An 18,386-nucleotide genomic window follows, 5' to 3' on the forward strand; every position below is an offset into this window, starting at 1 on the left:
ATTAACGGAATTGGTATTAGCTTCTTGGCGTTTATCTAATGGAGTAGATCTAATTAATACCTTACAGATCTCGTCCTTTACCTGAGTAGTCGAGAGCCGGATACTTAGGTTTTATTCTGTTTCAGCTCTTTTTTTCTAGGGTATCACGTGTTTTAGCTAGCTTAACTCGTCGTTACTCTCGCCTCTAAATCTAGAATGATTCACTCCTCTCTCGCTTTTCACCACTTTCACTTGATTTGAAATTACTGGTTTAGGTTGCTAACGGTCATTTACCCTCATATCTATATTTTTGTAGTTTTGGGTGCTATCAAAGCGAATATAGGCATTGAGCTTAGCTGCTTTAAAAGCTTGTTTAGTTAGTACTCTGCGAAATTTATGATTTGGGAATGCAGAGAAGTCATGATTGAATCTCATTGTCTCTTCTTGGCCAAAAGAAAATAGAGAACTGTGAGAGTTTTGAAGCAAGATAAGGCGGGTATGGTGACCTGAGACAAGGGAGATAAATGGATTAAAAAAGGCCGCTTAAGTAAGCGGCCTATGTTCATAAGTGGGGAGAGTTAATCTAACTCTTTCTCGGCTTGTTTTGCTTTCTCTATCATAGGAGTGATTGTTGAGCCTTGAACCAGAATAGAGAACACAACAACGGCATAGGTCATGACAAGGATGATTTCTTTAACATCAATTGCCTTGTCTTCAATTACCCAGATACCAGAAGGGATTGAAAGTGCCATCGCGAGAGCTAAGCCGCCACGTAAACCACCCCAAGTTAGAATCTTAATCGACCATGGATTGTAAGTTCTAAAGCGCTTAAACCCGATATAAGACAAGAACACACTTAGGTAGCGAGCACTTAATACGAGAGGAGCAGCGAATGCCATTAAAATCCAGTCCTCTTGGTGGAATTTGAACAGCAGCATCGACATGCCAATCAATAGGAATAATACGCCGTTTAGGAATTCATCTATCAATTCCCAGAAGTGATCTAGGTGATCTTCACTCTCTTTCGAGAATCCGATAAAGCGAGTCCAGTTACCGATCATGATACCTGATACCACCATCGCTAATGGCCCTGATACATGCAGAACTTCAGCAAACGCATAACCAGCGGTTGGGATGCCGATAGTTAATAGCAACTCCATTGAGTGGTCATCGGTGTTGCTGATTAGGTAGTGGAATGCGAGACCCAAAACAAAACCATAGACAATACCGCCAATCGCCTCTTGAACGAATAACATTGTCACACTGCCGACGGTTGGTGCTTCTGTACCAAATGCGATCGTAAATAGAGTTACGAAGATAACTAAACCAAAACCATCGTTAAATAGAGATTCTCCCTCGATTTGAGTAGAGATTCGTCTAGGCGCATCGAGTTTCTTTACGATGGCTAATACGGCGATTGGATCGGTTGGAGAGATGAGAGAGCCAAACAGTAGGCAGTAAATCAGATCAAATTGAATACCGATGAACTGACAGAACCCGTACAGCACAAAACCAATAAAGAATGTTGAAAACAGCGTTGCACCTAATGCGAGTACTGTTATTTCCCACTTTTGGTCTTTTAGATTCGGTAATTTAATCCCTAAACCACCGGCAAAGAGCAAGAACCCCAATATCCCTTTAAGTAAGAAATCTTCAAAGTTGATACTGGCAACGGTTTCTGAGGCGATGTCAGCCAGTTGGAACCAATTGTTTTGTCCTGCAATGATAATCAGTAGAGATAACATCATTGAGCCAGCTGTGATGGCGATGGTTGTCTGCATTTTACCGATTTTCGTATTCACGAAAGCAATAAGCATGGCTGCAGCGGACAAGAAGCATAAGGTGTAATAGACCGACATTGGGATTCCAATATGTAACAAAGTATGAATATGAATTTTCGTTGTCTCATGCTCAAATAGCAAACATTTTTTTGTCATGAGTCGGTAATCAATTTCCTTTTTTAGACGTCTAGACTCCTTTTTAATGTGTGATAGGATGGAGGGATAATTAAAGGAATGAGGTTGTACCGTGGGAAGTAATGTAAGGCAAAAGATTGACGCTCTGTTGAAGCAACGAATTTTACTGATTGATGGCGGCATGGGCACCATGATTCAGGATTATAAATTGGAAGAGCAAGACTATCGTGGTGAACGCTTTGCTGATTGGCACAGTGACTTAAAGGGCAATAATGATCTTTTAGTTCTTACGCAGCCTAAGCTTATCAAAGATATCCATTCAGAATACTTGGAAGCTGGGGCAGACATCCTCGAAACCAATACCTTTAACGCTACAAGCATCGCTATGGCTGACTATGATATGGAAAGCCTCAGTGAAGAAATTAACTTTGCTGCTGCCAAGCTTGCTCGTGAAGCGGCTGATGAATGGACTGCAAAGACCCCTGACAAGCCTCGCTTCGTAGCCGGTGTATTAGGCCCAACTAACCGAACGTGTTCTATATCACCTGATGTAAACGACCCTGGTTATCGGAATGTCAGCTTTGATGAGTTAGTTGAAGCCTATTCTGAATCGACTCGTGCGCTTATTAAAGGTGGTTCAGACTTAATTCTTATTGAAACTATCTTCGATACTCTAAATGCGAAAGCGTGTGCTTTTGCAGTTGAGTCGGTTTTTGAAGAAGTTGGTATCACATTACCGGTGATGATCTCAGGTACCATTACTGATGCATCAGGTCGTACGCTTTCTGGGCAAACGACAGAAGCATTTTACAACGCCCTTCGTCATGTAAAACCTATCTCATTTGGATTGAACTGCGCATTAGGCCCTGACGAATTGCGTGAGTATGTTGGTGAGATGTCTCGTATCTCAGAAAGCTATGTTTCTGCTCACCCTAATGCAGGTTTACCTAATGCATTTGGTGAATATGACCTTTCTCCTGAAGATATGGCTGAACATGTTAAGGAATGGGTTGAAAGTGGCTTTTTAAACCTGATTGGTGGTTGTTGTGGTACTACGCCAGAACATATTCGCCATATGGCAGAAGCGGTTGAAGGCGTAACCCCACGCCAATTGCCTGACTTACCTGTGTCGTGTCGTTTATCCGGTTTAGAACCACTGACCATCGCTAAAGAGTCTCTTTTTGTAAACGTGGGTGAGCGTACTAACGTTACTGGTTCTGCTCGTTTCAAACGCTTGATCAAAGAGGAGCTTTACGATGAAGCTTTGAGTGTGGCTCGAGAGCAAGTTGAGAACGGCGCTCAAATTATCGATATCAACATGGATGAAGGGATGCTAGACGCTGAGGCGTGTATGGTTAAATTCCTTAATCTATGTGCTTCTGAACCTGAGATCTCGAAAGTGCCAGTCATGGTCGACTCTTCAAAATGGGAAGTTATCGAAGCGGGTCTGAAATGTATTCAAGGCAAAGGCATCGTTAACTCTATCTCTTTAAAAGAAGGCAAAGAGAAGTTTGTTGAGCAAGCCAAGTTAGTGCGCCGTTATGGTGCTGCTGTCATCGTAATGGCATTCGATGAAGTCGGACAGGCGGATACTCGAGAGCGCAAAGTTGAGATCTGTACTAATGCCTACAACATTCTTGTTGATGAAGTCGGTTTCCCACCAGAAGACATTATTTTTGACCCGAACATTTTCGCGGTTGCGACTGGTATCGATGAACACAACAACTACGCGGTTGATTTCATTGAGGCGGTGGGAGACATCAAACGTGACCTCCCGCATGCGATGATCTCTGGCGGTGTGTCGAATGTTTCATTCTCATTCCGCGGCAATAATTACGTACGTGAGGCTATTCACGCGGTGTTCCTATATCACTGTTTTAAAAACGGTATGGATATGGGCATCGTAAACGCAGGTCAGCTAGAAATTTACGATAATGTTCCAGAAGATCTGCGTGATGCTGTTGAAGATGTCGTACTAAACCGTCGTGATGATTCGACAGAACGATTGCTGGATATGGCGACCGAATACCTAGAGCGCGCTGTTGGTAAGGTTGAAGATAAGTCGGCATTAGAGTGGCGTACTTGGCCTGTAGAGAAGCGTTTGGAGCATTCTTTGGTCAAAGGCATCACCGACTTTATTGTTGAAGATACCGAAGAAGCTCGCGTTAATGCCTCTCGCCCTATCGAAGTGATTGAAGGCCCTCTAATGGACGGCATGAACGTTGTTGGAGACTTGTTTGGTGAAGGTAAGATGTTCTTACCACAGGTTGTAAAGTCTGCACGTGTTATGAAGCAGGCGGTTGCCCACTTAGAGCCATTCATCAATGCATCCAAAGAAGTAGGTGCGAGTAACGGTAAGATTTTGTTAGCGACTGTTAAAGGTGACGTGCACGATATCGGCAAAAATATCGTTGGTGTCGTTTTACAATGTAATAACTACGAGATTATCGATTTAGGCGTGATGGTTTCGTGTGAGAAGATTCTCAAGGTAGCCAAAGAAGAGAATGTCGACATTATAGGTCTGTCTGGACTAATTACACCGTCTCTTGATGAAATGGTACATGTTGCCAAAGAGATGGAAAGACAGGGCTTCAAGTTGCCTCTTCTGATTGGTGGCGCAACCACATCTAAAGCTCACACTGCGGTTAAGATTGAACAGAATTACTCAGAGCCTGTTGTTTACGTGAATAATGCCTCGCGTGCTGTGGGTGTTTGTACTTCACTCCTTTCTGATGAGTTGAAGCCCGCTTTCGTTGAGAAGCTAGATATCGACTATGATCGCGTTCGAGATCAGCACAATCGTAAGAAGCCTCGTACTAAGCCTGTCACACTAGAGAAAGCTCGAGCCAATAAAGTCGCTATCGATTGGGATTCTTATACTCCACCGGCACCCGTTAAACCGGGAGTTCATATCTTTAATGATTTTGATGTGTCTACTTTGCGCCAATACATCGACTGGACGCCATTCTTTATGACATGGTCATTGGTTGGTAAGTACCCAGCTATTCTGGACCATGAAGAAGTAGGTGAGGAAGCAAAACGCTTATTCAAAGATGCCAATGATTTACTGGATCGCGTAGAGAAAGAGAAGCTACTTGAAGCTCGTGGTATGTGTGCCATGTTCCCTGCGAACAGTGTTGGTGATGATATTGAGGTGTATACCGATGAATCGCGAACTGAAGTGCTAAAGGTTCTACACAATCTTCGTCAACAAACAGAGAAACCAAAAGGCTTTAACTATTGTCTGTCTGATTACATTGCGCCGAAAGATAGTGGTAAAGCGGATTGGATTGGTGGTTTTGCTGTAACGGGTGGTATAGGTGAGCGTGAGCTGGCTGATGAATACAAAGCGAAAGGTGATGACTACAACGCAATAATGATTCAGGCGGTTGCTGACCGATTGGCTGAAGCGTTCGCGGAGTATCTGCATAAAGAAGTGAGAAAGGATATTTGGGGTTACTCGCCAGATGAGGATTTGTCTAACGACGATTTGATTCGAGAGAAATACCAAGGTATTCGTCCAGCCCCGGGTTACCCTGCTTGCCCAGAGCACACAGAGAAAGGCACGTTGTGGGAGTTGATGGACGTTGAAAAAGCGATCGACATGTCGCTAACCACGAGTTACGCAATGTGGCCAGGTGCATCTGTGTCTGGTATGTATTTCTCACATCCTGATGCTCGATATTTTGCGATTGCACAGATTCAACAGGACCAAGTGGATAGCTATGCCGACCGTAAAGGTTGGGATATGTTAGAAGCCGAGAAGTGGTTAGGTCCAAACATTAACTAATGATTGTTCCATAAGGTAAAAAGGAAAAGGGTTGCTCAAGAGCAACCCTTTTTGTATCTGTCGTTTGGTAGTTCTAAATTAATCGAGCAACCGTCTTTTTATTCAAACAGTTCTTGATGCAGTTTTTGAATTGCTAGTTTAGATACAGATTCATCTAACAAGAAGCACAGGTTGTGTGGGCTTGCTCCGCAACAAATCATGCGCAGGTTAAAGTCTTCAAGAGTGCCGAACACCTGCTTCGCATAGCCTTTGCTTTCACTCATGTTATTACCAATAAGGGCAACAAGGCATAGATCGTGTTCAATATCGACAGAACACAGCTCTTCAAGCTCCAGGCGAGCGGCTTCTGGTAATTCAGGAGCTCCACCTGATGTATCTGTTTGATCGAGAGTGAGTGACACACTGATCTCTGAGGTGGTAATAAGATCGACCGAGATCTTATGCTTAGCAAGGATCTCGAATACTTTCGCAAGGAAACCGTAAGCGTGGAACATGTTAGCACTGCGGAGTGTCACCATGGTTTGGTTACAGCGAAGGGCAAGGGCTCTGAATAGTGGAGAGCTTTCCACTTGCTGTCGAATCCAAGTTCCACCTAATTCTGGCGCTTTAGAAGAGCTGACAAATACCGGGATTTGGTGGCGCAGTGCAGGTACTAGTGTTGATGGGTGCAAGATCTTCGCACCAAAGTTTGCCATTTCCGAAGCTTCACTAAAGCTGATCTCTGGGATTGGAGATGCTTTCGGCGCAATACGAGGATCCGTGGTGTAGATACCAGGAACATCCGTCCAGATATCTAGACCAATAGCTTGCACAGATTCGGCGATCAGTGCTGCTGAATAATCACTGCCTCCACGGCCCAAAGTTGTGGTGTTACCTTCGTTATCAGCACCGATAAAACCTTGGGTAACGACCACCTGCTGTTGGCAAAGTGGAATAAGTTTCTCTTTCGCTAGCGCTGAAATATCTTCAAGTTGAGGTTCAGCTTTACCGAAGTCATCATTGGTACGCATCACTTCTCTGATATCGAAACGAATAGCTGGTGTACCACGTTCACGAAGGATTTGAGCAAGGATATGTGTCGACATTAACTCGCCACAAGCGACAAGATGATCGGTTAGTTTAGTGCTTGCTTGAAATGATGCGGCCTCTGCTGCGCTCGCAATGTCATCAAGAATGCGGTGAACTTCTTTCTCGATGCTAATCGGGTCTGCGAGTTGGTCAAGAATCGCGTTATGAATGTCCGCTAATTGGGTCATCAATTCCTGACGACGCGCTTTGTCTTGAACACCATTTGCCAGTTCAACCAGTAAATTAGTGACGCCTGAACATGCACTGCTCACGACCAGTTTCGTATTTGAGTTGTTTTCAATAATGGCAGCACAACGGCTCATTGCTTCAAAGTTGGCAACACTTGTTCCACCAAACTTAGCGACATTAAAAGAACCAGCTACATTAGATGCACTCACGATATATCTCCCACGACTTCCTAAAATAAAATTACGGTTGGGTAATCCAACGTCCGATGTTTTTCGAAGAGAGTTTTAGAGCAAAAAGAGAGGAATTATTAGAATAGTAACCTCAGAAGCTCTTCACCATATAGAAATGGTGACAGTTGACGGGATTCAGCCCGCTCAACCGATAATAAAGGTCCGACATCCTTTTATTATCTCGGCACTGCTCCCCATGAATGTTCTGTATTGGAAATGCGGTTCCACAAAACATCTGCCTGGGCAGTGCTCCTCTTCTGCTAGATAGCCATTTCATTGAACGTGTTTGCGGTAACAATGTCAATCCGTAACTTGAGATAATTGAAAAATAATTTTAACAATTATGTGACACTGGTTTGACCTCAATACTTATGGCTAATTGCTGAGGTAATCAATTTGCTTTAGGGTGGATTGTTCACAACATTAACGTAAGGGATGTACATGTCTAATCTAACACTCACTACTGCTATCGATAGTTTTTACCCACCACACCGAACGTTAATGGGCCCTGGTCCTTCTGATATCTCGCCTCAAGTACTACAGGCTTTGAGTCGTCCAACCATCGGTCACCTAGATCCACTGTTTATTGCGATGATGGACGAGCTTAAACAACTTCTTAAATATGCATTTCAGACTGAAAACGAATTTACAATTGCCGTGTCTGCACCGGGCAGTGCGGGGATGGAAACTTGTTTTGTTAACTTGATTGAGCCTGGTGAAAAGGTGATCGTTTGTCGTAACGGTGTCTTCGGTGAGCGGATGCGAGAAAATGTTGTGCGCTGTGGTGGCGAAGCCATTCTTGTTGATGACGAGTGGGGCAAACCTGTTTCTGTCGATAAGGTAGAAAAAGCATTATCAGAAAACCCTGATGCCGTTGCCGTTGCATTTGTTCATGCAGAGACATCAACCGGAGCGCTCTCTGATGCTCAAGCAATCTCAGCTATCGCTCGTCAGTTTGATGCGTTAACGATTGTTGATGCTGTGACGTCACTCGGTGGCGTGCCTTTGCTGGTTGATGAGTGGCAGCTTGATGCGGTTTATTCTGGAAGCCAAAAGTGTCTGTCTTGTGTGCCAGGGCTATCTCCGGTGACCTTCTCTCAAAGTGCTGTTGATAAAATGAAAGCTCGCCAAGCGCCAGTGCAAAGCTGGTTCTTGGATCAAAGTTTAGTATTAGGTTACTGGAGTGGAGAAGGTAAGCGAAGCTACCACCACACTGCACCAGTAAATAGCCTCTATGCTCTACATGAGTCGCTGGTTTTGTTGAAAAATGAAGGCCTAGATAATGCGTGGTCTCGTCACCATGCGATGCACCAAGAGCTTAAAGAGGGTGTAGAGGCACTAGGATTAAAATTTGTGGTTGATGAAGAGAGTCGTCTGCCACAGCTAAATGCACTTTATTTCCCTGAAGGAATTGATGAAGCGAAGATCAGAACGCTGCTTCTAGAAGAGTACAATCTTGAAATTGGTGCAGGGCTTGGCTCTTTGGCTGGTAAGGCTTGGCGTATCGGATTAATGGGCTACGGTGCTCGTAAAGAGAATGTCGCGTTGTGTCTGAAAGCGTTAAAAGATGTTTTGAAATAACGGTAATAAACCGACATTAAAAAGAAAAGCGCACGATCTCTCGTGCGCTTTTTGTATTTAAACCAATCATCTAAATGGTGTTTGAGTGTGAGATCTAAATACTATTCAGCAAATGAAACACTGTCTTCTGCTTGTGACACTTTCTTATACTGAACCTTTGAAAAGTCTCTGTTAGGGAACAAAAACATCGCTTCGCTGCGGATTTGTTCTGCTTTGCTTTCTTCCCCTAAACCTTGGTAAGCAAGAATCAGATTGCTGTAGAAAGCCGGCCTTGGTTTAGTTTTTATGATCTCCAGTGACCAATCGATATAAGGTTGTATAAGACTCGGATCGGCTTTGTAGAGGCCAATGTTGAGGTAAGTGCTGTATATGTCCCAATCGTAGCGATCTTTCCACACCACAGGATTCGTTACCTGCTTAAGAATGTCCGGGTTTTTAGGCTTGGAAAGCTCAAACTTAGTCAATACATAGTTGGTATGCAGGGCGCTCAACATATAAAAACTGACCAAGATAGGGACCACTAAGCTCGATACTCTAAACAGGGTTTTACTGATGATGCTGAACGGTTGTTGGTAATGTCGGGAAGAGCGTTGATCGACCCAGTAAATCAATATAATGAATGTTATCCAGTGAATCGCCGAGTGGTAAAAAGGATACTCAAGCTGAGAGTGCAAAAGAATTGGGATGAATAATGCGAGCAGAGCTAGACGCGTTCCCTTTGCAGAACTTGCTATGCGTGACATCACCAATATTGCAGCAATCAAGATGCCGATGATTGGTACAATTCCTCCTTCTACTCCCCAAAACAGAAACTCATTGTGCGGGTGATCCATGGAAGGAAGACCTGGGTGATAGTTTGAATTCAGTTGATGCTGACGAGCGGTATATAGGGTGTACTCAGATTCAAATTTCCCGTAACCATAACCGGTAAATGGCTTTTCGATCATCATGTCTAGAGCTTGTGGGAAGGTATAAGCTCGCGGGCTTTCTAAGTGAGTCCTTTTACTTGCAAGACTATCTGTCGTGCTGAGGTTGATCACCGTAAACGCCACCGCGATACCGACAACTATGGATGCGCACCAACCGTAAAAGCGTTTCTTAGTCGCGAACTTGTATAGATAGGGCAGAATACAGATAAGCCCCATTACAGCGGCCAACCACCCTGTGCGTGACGCAATAATAATTAGTAAGGGCACGGTTAAGGTTGGAGTTAAATACAGTAGGAATGATTCGCTGATTTTATGGTTATATTTAGCAGGCTGCCTCGCTAATAAGTAAGCCGAAAGGACAAAACCAGTCGCCAAAAAGCTAGCCATTACATTAGGTTGTTGGAATATCCCATATGGTCGGTTTGCAGCTGTGTTGTAGCCAAATAGGTTGCCAGGTTCCAATAAGAAATATTGCACATAGCCAAATAGTGCTTGTATAACAACAGCAAGCACAATGAACCACAACATGCGTTGTTTGTGTTTATTGCTGAACTTAAATTGCTGCAGCACGACGAACAGTGCGAAACCTGCCCATAATCCAAGTAAGCGGCCTGATGCTCCTTCTGGAGATGCATTGCTGAATAAAATCGGCAGTGTCAATATTACGCAGCTGATCAGTAAACCTATTGTTAACTTGGAATACTTAAGTACTCGATTGGTCGCTAGCTGGTAAAAACCAATCGCTAGGGTGAAGCTTAGCGCCAGCCAAGTTGTTGGATTAAATGATAACGCAAGGCCTGAGCCACCAGGGTTCGGCATGAAAAAATGCATGGCCAACAAGAATACGACAGCCAATGAAGCCAGAAATGCTTTGTTGAGTGGTAGTTGAGTGACCTGATTTTCTAGCTGGGTACCGCTAGTGTGTATTGTTGCCATAAATCCCTAACCTTATAAAAACAGAGCTTGTTCCTTCTGAAACAAGCTCTGTTACTTTAACACTTTTCTGTCTGCCCACAGGGCGCTATTTTACACCTACTTCAAATTTAACATAGACTTAAGGAAGCGAGCAGTGTGTGAACCTTCGACCAACGCCACATCTTCAGGTGTGCCTTCTGCAACAATCTCACCACCACCTTGACCACCCTCAGGGCCAAGATCTAGTATCCAGTCTGCGGTTTTAACGACATCTAAGTTGTGCTCAATCACAACAACCGTATTACCGTGATCGCGCAGTCGATGCAGCACGGTTAATAGCTGTTGGATATCGTGGAAGTGAAGGCCAGTTGTTGGCTCATCAAGAATGTATAAGGTTTTACCGGTGTCTCGCTTCGATAACTCACGTGCCAATTTAACACGCTGTGCTTCACCACCAGATAAGGTAGTTGCCGCTTGGCCTAAGCGAATGTAAGAAAGTCCCACATCCATAAGCGTTTGCAGTTTGCGTGCAATTACTGGAACAGGATTGAAGAACTCACGGGCATCTTCAACGGTCATCTCTAGAACTTCGTCAATGGTTTTACCTTTGTAGCGAACCTCTAGAGTTTCACGATTATAACGCTTACCTTTACACACATCACACGGTACATACACATCCGGTAAGAAGTGCATTTCCACCTTGATAACACCATCACCCTGACATGCTTCACAGCGTCCACCACGCACGTTAAAGCTAAATCTTCCCGCTTTGTAACCACGTGAACGTGACTCTTGTGTGCCAGCGAATAATTCACGGATAGGAGTGAAGATCCCTGTGTAGGTTGCAGGGTTTGATCTTGGTGTACGACCGATAGGGCTTTGATCTATGTCGATCACCTTATCGAAATGTTCCAATCCTTTAATCTTTTTATGTGGTGCAGGTACTGCTGTGGTAGCTCCGTTAAGCTGAGTATGAGCGACCTTAAAGAAGGTATCGTTGATTAGCGTTGATTTCCCCGAACCTGATACACCAGTTATACAACTGAACAAGCCTACAGGAATTGTCGCGGTGACATTCTTTAGGTTGTTCCCCGTTGCACCAACGATCTCTACGACCTTTTTCTTGTCGATAGGTGTTCTCTTTTCAGGCACTGCAATCTCTTTAGCACCGCTCAGGTATTGGCCGGTTAAAGAGTTCGGGTTGTCGATGATGTCTTGCATAGTACCTTCTGCAACCACGTGCCCACCATGAACGCCAGCCCCAGGGCCAATATCGATGACATGGTCTGCACAGCGAATGGCATCTTCGTCATGTTCCACAACAAGCACGGTATTGCCTAAGTCTCTGAGGTGAATCAAGGTTTGCAAGAGGCGTTCATTATCACGCTGGTGGAGGCCAATCGATGGCTCATCTAACACGTACATGACACCCACTAAACCTGCGCCGATCTGACTTGCTAGACGAATTCTTTGTGCTTCACCACCAGACAGTGTTTCTGCACTGCGTGATAGGTTAAGGTAGTTCAAACCAACGTTAACCAAGAAATGCAGGCGATCATTGATCTCTTTCATTACTTTATCGGCGATCTGCCCACGTTGACCGTCTAACTTCAACTCTTGGAAAAACTGTAGTGCGTCAGCAATGCTGAGTTCAACGATTTCTGGCAGTGTTGTATCGCCGATAAATACATTTCGTGCTTCTAATCTCAGGCGAGTACCACCACAGCTAGAACACGATTTGGTTGAGATGTATTTGGCAAGATCTTCACGTACTGCGCTAGATTCAGTATCGCGGTAACGGCGCTCTAAGGTATTTAAAATCCCTTCGAATGGGTGACGCTTAACTCGAATATCACCTCGGTCATTGATGTACTTGAATTCCACTTCAGTACGACCTGATCCCTTGAGAATGATCTCTTGAGTCTTTTTAGGAAGAGAATTAAATGGCGCATACAGATCAAAACCATAATGGTCTGATAACGACGTTAGCATCTGGAAATAGTAGTAGTTCTTTTGATCCCAACCTTTAATCGCACCTTCTGCAATACTTAGGTTTTCATCTAAAATCACTCGACTTGGGTCAAAATATTGTTGAACACCAAGGCCATCACACGTACCACAAGCACCTGCTGGGTTGTTAAATGAGAATAGGCGAGGTTCAAGCTCCTGCATGCTGTAACCACACTTTGGACAAGCGAAGTTAGCAGAGAATACGATCTCTTCTTGATCTGTTTCATCCATCCAACCGACAACAGCAATGCCGCCAGAGAGCTCTAATGTGGTTTCAAACGATTCGGCCAAGCGTTGTTGAAGATCTGGCCGAACCTTGAATCTGTCTACCACGACTTCAATGGTGTGCTTCTTATGCAGTTCAAGTGCTGGTGGATCGGATAAATCACAAGTTTCACCGTCAACACGTGCACGAATAAAGCCTTGCGCGGCTAAGTTCTCCAGTGTCTTTACGTGCTCGCCTTTTCGCTCTTTAACAATTGGCGCAAGTAACATCATCTTTGAGCCTGCAGGCAGTTCTAATACCTTATCGACCATTTGGCTGATGGTTTGTGCCGCTAGGGGGATGTTGTGATCTGGACAGCGAGGTTCGCCGACTCGAGCGTACAATAATCGAAGGTAATCATAGACCTCAGTAATCGTACCGACGGTTGAGCGAGGGTTATGTGAAGTCGATTTTTGCTCTATTGAGATAGCTGGAGACAAACCTTCAATATGGTCGACATCAGGCTTTTCCATAAGAGATAGAAATTGACGAGCGTAAGCCGACAAAGACTCAACATAACGACGTTGACCTTCTGCGTAGAGAGTATCAAACGCAAGTGACGACTTTCCTGAACCTGATAATCCGGTGATAACCGTCAGCTTATCACGAGGTATAGTTAGGTTAATGTCTTTGAGGTTATGCGTACGAGCGCCTCTAATTTCTATTTTATCCATCTCAATAGACCATGTAATTTTAAGTGGCTAAAGTATTACATAGAGTGAGATTTGTGCAAAGTTTTACTGGATAAAAAAACAGTAAACAAAAAGGGCGACTCAAAGAGCCGCCCTTTTAAAATCAGTAAAGCGAGGTATTAACTCGTCGTTATGCTTCTTTCTTTGTCGAGTGTTTACCTAGCTCGACTTGCTGTTGATCTTTCTTGTATAGGTTCTCAAAGCAGTAGTTGGTCGCTTCGATATAACCTTCAACACTACCGCAGTCAAAACGTTGACCTTTAAATTTGTAAGCCAATACACAGCCCGCTTTTGCTTGTTTAAGCAATGCATCGGTAATTTGGATCTCACCGCCTTTACCTGGCTCTGTCTGTTCGATCAATTCAAAGATATCTGGAGTCAGAATATAACGACCAATGATCGCTAGATTGCTAGGTGCAGTGCCTTGCTCTGGTTTCTCTACCATGTCATCTACACGGAAAAGGTCATCTTTAATCATTTCACCAGAGATAACACCGTACTTGTGAGTCTCTTCTTCTGGAACTTCTTGTACAGCGACAATAGAACAGCGGAACTGTTTGTATAGCGCAACCATCTGAGCTAACACACCTTGTTGTTCATTAACACAAAGGTCATCAGCTAGTACAACGGCGAATGGTTCATCACCTACCAGTTCGCGACCCGTTAAGATGGCGTGACCAAGGCCTTTCATCTCACGTTGGCGAATGTAGGTGAAGTTAGCCGCTTCAATCGTTTCACGGATATTAACTAATAGGTCTTCTTTATTAGTGCCACTGATCTGATGCTCAAGCTCGTAGTTCTTGTCGAAGTGATCCATGATTGAATGCTTACCACGGCCAGTAACGATACACATTCCATCCATACCAGCTTCGATAGCTTCCTCTACACCATATTCAATCAGAGGTTTGTTTACTACAGGCATCATTTCTTTGGGCATTGACTTAGTCGCAGGTAAGAAACGTGTACCGTAGCCAGCCGCCGGGAAAAGGCACTTTTTGATCATGATAAGACCCTTTATCTATAATAATTATTGATTCAACCTGGGTAGTTGATATTTCTGAGGGCAACTCTAGCACAAGTCATGTCGAAAATTCAGCAACAATGCCTATGGTTTATTAGAGCTTCCCTCAAAATTATCGTCACTTTAAGAAGCGGATCAATTATGCAAGCAGATTCTGATTGGCCCACGCAATGGCTTGGACTCTATTTTTGACTGCCAACTTACGGAATATCTGATAAAGGTGAGATTTAACCGTGAACTCACTAATAAACAAGTCATCGGCGATTTGTGTGTTTGATGAGCCTGATTGAAGGCAGCGAATCACTTGAATCTCACGAATGGTTAAATCAACATTGGTTGGTGTCGTGTTGGTATTGACCATATTACGGTAATAAAACAGCAGTTGACTGGTTACCTTTCTTGGTAGCCAGTTATCGCCATCAATGACTTCTTGAAGACCACGAGCAATCTTGTCCTTTTGCTCGGTATTGTAAAAGAGCCCTTTTAGTACCCCATAGGTAAGAAGCTCTGAGGTCGGAAGTTGCTGAGGGACATTGAATAAGATGATCTCATTGTTTTTCCACATAACTGTCAGGTTAGGACAATTAACCAGTAGCTGTGGAACCTCTTTGTAATCGACGAGCAAGATCCGGTTGCTCTGCTTTCTATCGACTAACATTAATTCGTCGGGCGTCATTCGGTAGAGAATAATAGATAAGTGCTTTTCTATTTCGTTTACATGTAGATAGGTGTCGTTCGGGTCGATGCACATAAAATGCAAAGTGCGAGCGTATCGAGATTTTCTCATTGAAACGTCCTGTTTAAGTGGAATGGGATTCCACGTTGTCATGCAGGCTTTCGCTTCTCTAGCACCTTAATGGTGACTTGTGTTGAATATCAATTATCAAAGTAAATGAGTGGTTTGTAAGTGGAGAAAAAAGCAACATCGCTCTGAATATCATGATTTGTTACGTTTTTATTCTTTGTAGTGAGGAGAGAATAGGAATGCGATTTATCACTGCAGAAAAGCATGCTATTCTTGTGCGCTAAAATTTTCTGAGACTATGAATTTAGACGGAGCAAATCATGGCTAGCCGTGGAGTTAACAAAGTTATATTAGTGGGTAACCTAGGTAATGACCCTGAAATTCGTTACATGCCAAATGGCGGTGCAGTAGCGAACATTACCATTGCAACGTCAGAGTCATGGCGTGATAAAGCAACTGGCGAACAGCGTGAAAAAACAGAATGGCACCGTGTTGCTCTGTTTGGCAAGCTAGCTGAAGTTGCTGGTGAGTACCTACGTAAAGGTTCTCAAGTTTACATTGAAGGTCAACTTCAAACTCGTAAATGGCAAGATCAAAGCGGTCAAGATCGCTACACAACAGAAGTGGTTGTTCAAGGCTTCAACGGTGTAATGCAGATGCTTGGCGGCCGCGCTCAAGGTGGTGCTCCTGCTCAAGGTGGCATGGGTAACAACCAACAGCAAGGTGGTTGGGGTCAGCCACAGCAGCCACAACAACAGCAGCAACAATACAGTGCTCCTGCTCAACAGCAGCCAAAAGCACCTCAACAAGCTCCTCAGCAGGCTCAACCTCAATATAATGAGCCGCCAATGGATTTTGATGATGACATCCCATTTTAAGCCCTGTTTTTAATATATTATAAAGACAGTATTAAATTGGAAAAGGCCGCGTTCATCGCGGCTTTTTGTTACCTACAATTCTTAACGCTTTGTTTACAACGTCAATTTATAGTATAAGTAGCAATACGGTATAATGTGAGTTGAAAAGGATTTCGTTATTCATGAGATATACCCCGACACTAAAATTGAGCACACGATTGGTTGCATTTGTCACCGTGATAGTGATCAGTGCGATGTTCATTCTTTTTATTGGTGGCACACTTTCCTTTAAGCGTATTGGACAGGAATATTTAGACCATTATTTGGTTGGTATTGTCGACGTTGTAGATAAAGATATGGAAGATCCCGACGCTGCGTATTCAATGCAACGCTGGATGCCTAAGATGTTGCAGGCGAGCAATATTGTTGAGATGAAGCTCTCGAACAAGACTGGCATCATTTATCGTTTCAAAGATACTTCCCCACAAATTGATCCTAATCGACTATATGAAAAAAGCTTCGTTTTAGAGCGAAATGAAGGTTATCGGATCGAATTTAAAGCACTTCCACCTTATATTGGTTACAACTACTCAATGGAAGCGATGTGGTCAATTACTTTGGCTGTCGCATTGGTCCTGTTCTGTCTGGCTCGTGGTGTTCGTTGGTTGAAAGAGCAACTCATGGGCTCTGAGATTTTGGAAGAACGAGGAAGAATGATCTTGGCCGGTCAGGTAGAAGCTCATGCAAAGGGAGATGAACGTGAATGGCCTTATACCGCAAGTGAAGCTTTGGACGTATTGATTGAAGAGCTGCAAGATGCTCGTCAAGAGCGAAGCCGCTTTGATACCTTTATTCGTACCCACACCTTCCTAGATAAACTGACGGGAACCGCTAACCGAGTTTTATTCGATAATAAGTTGGAATCCGCTCTGCATGAAAGCGGTGCTCGAGGCGGTGTGTTATTAATACGTATCGATGAGTGGGAACAAGTTAGTGATGCTAACGACAAGCAAATCACTGACGGCTTTATTATTGAAGTGGGCGAAGTATTATCGAATATCGTTCAGCGTTATCCTGATGTCATTTTTTCTCGTTATTACGAAGCGGACTTTGCTGTATTTATCCCTCATCAGGGAGCAAAAGATATTGCGACCTTGGCCGCTCAATGTTTAAGACAGTTAGATAAGCTCACTCCACCAGAGCCTTTGGAATCGGATAACTGGTGTCATATTGGTGTCACCATGTATACCGAAGGTGAGCGCCACAGTCAGATCATGGATGAAACGGAAACGGCATTAAAGAGCGCTCAGGTAGAACGTATTAATAACTGGAGCCGTTACCCGAAACAGAATAAGAATGAGCTTGATAGAGGCAGCGTTCGTTGGAGAACATTACTTGATAAAGCACTGCTTCCTGAAAATTTAGTAATCTTTGCTCAGCGGTGTTATCTTATGCCGGAATCTGGTCAAGTTAATGAATTACATAGAGAAATATTCACTAGAATTCAAGATCCTGATAAAGGTTTATTGAAATCGTCTCGATTCATGCCTGCGGTAGAGCAAGTGGGCTATCAAGCTCAAATGGACCAATCGGTTCTAAAGGTTGTGTTGAAATCTCTCAAGGACTCAACTCAATCTATTAACTATTCGGTGAACCTGAATGTTACTCCATTTGCTAATAAACAGCATTTTAAGTGGTTTAGAAGTGAGTTGTTACAGCTCTCTGCCCAACATCGTTCTCAGCTTGCTTTTGAGTTTCCAGAGGGGCATTTGATCGCTCATCTTGATTATATGAGACCGGTGGCAAAGATGCTGCGTGGTTTAGGGTGTAAAGTTGTGGTTGGCCAAGCTGGACGAACCATTGTTAGCACACACTACATAAAGGATTTAAAGGTTAATTATATTAAGCTTCATCGAAGCCTAATAAAGAAGATTGATCAAAGGCATGAGAACCAACTGTTTGTCCGAAGCTTAATTGGGGCGTGCGGTGATTCTCCGACCAAAGTTATTGCAGTTGGGGTCGAGACAAAACAAGAAAAGAATACCTTGATAGAGTTAGGCATTAACGGCTATCAAGGGAGGTATTTCGACGAAGAGCAACAAATTATCCCTTTGCCTAATCAAGCTGAAAAGGCCGCGAAAGCGGAGTCTGTTGTGAAAGTTGGACGAAGAAATCGATGGCGTAAGAGTAGTAGTTAAG

General features: G+C 43.7%; 10 protein-coding genes and 1 riboswitch. Of the genes, 4 read left to right on the forward strand and 6 right to left on the reverse strand.

Annotation, left to right across the window (positions count from 1 at the left end; translation table 11 throughout):
• Positions 1 to 557: 557 nt before the first annotated feature.
• Entirely contained in the window at positions 558 to 1,838 is a 1,281-nt protein-coding gene (locus tag BCT34_RS09560) for a sodium:proton antiporter (protein ID WP_076654585.1), read from the reverse strand.
• Positions 1,839 to 2,007: 169 nt separating this feature from the next.
• On the opposite strand from BCT34_RS09560, the gene metH reads away from it, so the two are divergent.
• Positions 2,008 to 5,685: a methionine synthase gene (gene metH, locus BCT34_RS09565; RefSeq protein ID WP_076654586.1), complete on the forward strand. Its 3,678-nt coding sequence runs from the start codon at positions 2,008 to 2,010 to the stop codon at positions 5,683 to 5,685.
• Positions 5,686 to 5,783: 98 nt separating this feature from the next.
• Here the strand turns inward: metH and lysC are convergent, their stop codons facing one another.
• Positions 5,784 to 7,151 carry a lysine-sensitive aspartokinase 3 gene (gene lysC / locus BCT34_RS09570; protein WP_076654587.1) on the reverse strand — a complete coding sequence of 456 codons (1,368 nt, stop codon included), beginning with the start codon at positions 7,149 to 7,151 and terminating at the stop codon, positions 5,784 to 5,786.
• A 108-nt stretch (positions 7,152 to 7,259) separates the two neighbouring features.
• Positions 7,260 to 7,437: riboswitch (Lysine riboswitch) on the reverse strand.
• A gap of 176 nt (positions 7,438 to 7,613) precedes the next feature.
• Here lysC and BCT34_RS09575 point away from each other — a divergent pair.
• Positions 7,614 to 8,753 (forward strand): alanine--glyoxylate aminotransferase family protein, encoded by a 1,140-nt coding sequence (locus BCT34_RS09575; RefSeq protein WP_076654588.1) that lies wholly within the window; start codon positions 7,614 to 7,616, stop codon positions 8,751 to 8,753.
• A 101-nt stretch (positions 8,754 to 8,854) separates the two neighbouring features.
• Here BCT34_RS09575 and BCT34_RS09580 read toward each other — a convergent pair whose 3' ends face one another.
• The 4 genes from BCT34_RS09580 to BCT34_RS09595 all read right to left on the reverse strand — a co-directional run bounded on the left by BCT34_RS09580 (position 8,855) and on the right by BCT34_RS09595 (position 15,372).
• The gene (locus BCT34_RS09580) at positions 8,855 to 10,618 is read right to left on the reverse strand and encodes a PglL family O-oligosaccharyltransferase (protein ID WP_076654589.1); all 1,764 of its coding nucleotides are present in this window, start codon (positions 10,616 to 10,618) and stop codon (positions 8,855 to 8,857) included.
• Between the two features lie 96 nt (positions 10,619 to 10,714).
• Positions 10,715 to 13,546, reverse strand: coding sequence for an excinuclease ABC subunit UvrA (gene uvrA / locus BCT34_RS09585; protein ID WP_076654590.1), 2,832 nt, complete (start codon positions 13,544 to 13,546; stop codon positions 10,715 to 10,717).
• A 148-nt stretch (positions 13,547 to 13,694) separates the two neighbouring features.
• The gene (gene galU / locus BCT34_RS09590; RefSeq protein ID WP_076654591.1) at positions 13,695 to 14,567 is read right to left on the reverse strand and encodes a UTP--glucose-1-phosphate uridylyltransferase GalU; all 873 of its coding nucleotides are present in this window, start codon (positions 14,565 to 14,567) and stop codon (positions 13,695 to 13,697) included.
• 157 nt (positions 14,568 to 14,724) lie between these two features.
• Positions 14,725 to 15,372, reverse strand: a complete 648-nt coding sequence (locus tag BCT34_RS09595) for a LuxR C-terminal-related transcriptional regulator (RefSeq protein ID WP_076654592.1) — start codon at positions 15,370 to 15,372, stop codon at positions 14,725 to 14,727.
• A gap of 278 nt (positions 15,373 to 15,650) precedes the next feature.
• Here BCT34_RS09595 and BCT34_RS09600 point away from each other — a divergent pair, with 278 nt between their 5' ends.
• On the forward strand, positions 15,651 to 16,208 hold the full coding sequence (locus BCT34_RS09600; protein WP_017061342.1) for a single-stranded DNA-binding protein: 558 nt from the start codon (positions 15,651 to 15,653) through the stop codon (positions 16,206 to 16,208).
• Positions 16,209 to 16,369: 161 nt separating this feature from the next.
• Positions 16,370 to 18,385 carry an RNase E specificity factor CsrD gene (gene csrD / locus BCT34_RS09605; RefSeq protein WP_076654593.1) on the forward strand — a complete coding sequence of 672 codons (2,016 nt, stop codon included), beginning with the start codon at positions 16,370 to 16,372 and terminating at the stop codon, positions 18,383 to 18,385.
• Position 18,386: the final 1 nt, after the last annotated feature.

Source organism: Vibrio sp. 10N.261.45.E2, assembly GCF_002875705.1.
Classification (GTDB): domain Bacteria; phylum Pseudomonadota; class Gammaproteobacteria; order Enterobacterales; family Vibrionaceae; genus Vibrio.